3 protein-coding genes and 1 tRNA gene are annotated in these 1305 nt (G+C 26.7%); all 4 read left to right on the top strand.

Annotated features, from left to right (window positions below; translation table 11 throughout):
• The first annotated feature begins 225 nt into the window (after positions 1-225).
• Positions 226-375, top strand: a complete 150-nt coding sequence (rpmG, locus tag COZ07_RS01445; protein ID WP_406606821.1) for a 50S ribosomal protein L33 — start codon at positions 226-228, stop codon at positions 373-375.
• A gap of 37 nt (positions 376-412) precedes the next feature.
• Positions 413-488, top strand: a tRNA-Trp gene (locus COZ07_RS01440).
• A gap of 52 nt (positions 489-540) precedes the next feature.
• Entirely contained in the window at positions 541-741 is a 201-nt protein-coding gene (gene secE, locus COZ07_RS01435) for a preprotein translocase subunit SecE (protein ID WP_406606820.1), read from the top strand.
• A 55-nt stretch (positions 742-796) separates the two neighbouring features.
• Positions 797-1305: transcription termination/antitermination protein NusG (gene nusG / locus COZ07_RS01430; RefSeq protein ID WP_406606819.1), on the top strand; the 509-nt coding region annotated here is incomplete at its 3' end.

Below are 1305 nucleotides of genomic sequence, written 5' to 3'. Positions count from 1 at the left end.
CTACGAGAATAAAATAATGAAAAAAAGCGAAAAACCATAATTAAAAACTCAAAACTTTTTCTTTCAATTTTTAATTTTGAGTTATAGCTTTGCATTTTGCGCTTTTCATTTTTCGTTTTATTACTAAATATTATTCACTATATACTATATACTAAATTATTTCTTGACACTAGATATAAAGTATGGTAGATTTAGTCTTGTGCGATTTTATGAGGAGATATTTTAATGAGGGAAAGAATAGTTTTAGCTTGTAATGAGTGCAAAAATAGAAATTACAATAAATATAAGAATAAGAAAAATACTCTAAAAAGAATAGAACTAAAAAAATATTGTAAGTTTTGTAAAACTCATACTTTACATAAGGAAATAAAATAAATATATATAATTGGATAATTTTATATAAATAATATTAAGGTCCGTAGCTCTAACGGCAGAGCACTGGACTCCAAATCCAGGTGTTGCAGGTTCAAATCCTGCCGGGCCTGCCATTTTTTTATTTTATTATAAAGAGAAAAATATAATAAGCAAATTAGGAGTAAGATGAAATCAAAAAAGTTTTTTAATAAAATAATTAATTTTATAAAAGAAGCTATAGCTGAATTAAAAAAAGTCATCTGGCCTAGTCGGAAAGAACTAAAAAATAGCACAATTGTGGTTGTTTTTACAATAATTATTGCCTCTGTTTTTATTGGATTGATTGATTTAGTTTTTACCAAAATATTAACTTTATTTATGAAGTAAAATCTAATGAATATTTGCTATTTTATGTTAAAAGGAAGAGAGTTAATTAGTTGTAATGGCTTCAAATAAAAAAAAATGGTATGTAGTACATACTTATTCAAGTTATGAGAATAAAGTAAAAGTAAATTTAGAGCAAAGAGTTAAGTCCATGGGAATGCAAGATCAGATTTTTCAAGTGTTAATACCTACTGAAAAAGTCTTAGAAGTAAAATCTGGTAAAAGAAAATATGTACAGAAAAAAGTATTCCCAGGATATGTAGTAGTAGAAATGATATTAAATAATGATTCCTGGCAAGTAGTTAGAAATACTCCAGGGATTACTCGATTTGTAGGCTCGGGAGGTAAACCAGTACCTTTAAAAGAAAGTGAAATAGATAATATATTAAAACAGATGGGAAAAGGTGAAAAAGTACCTAAGTTAGATATTGAAGTAGGAGAAAATATTAGAATTATCATCGGTCCATTTACTGGTTACGCTGGAAAAGTTAAAGAAGTGGATTATGAAAAAAGTAAACTGAAAGTTTTTCTATCTATTTTTGGTAGAGAAACAGCTGTTGAGTTAGG

Origin of the sequence: Candidatus Infernicultor aquiphilus (genome assembly GCF_002784285.1) — a bacterium.
GTDB classification, from domain to species: domain Bacteria; phylum Atribacterota; class Phoenicimicrobiia; order Phoenicimicrobiales; family Phoenicimicrobiaceae; genus Infernicultor; species Infernicultor aquiphilus.
The sequence above is the reverse complement of the archived record's forward strand: the minus strand, read 5'-3'. Positions and strand labels throughout refer to the sequence as shown.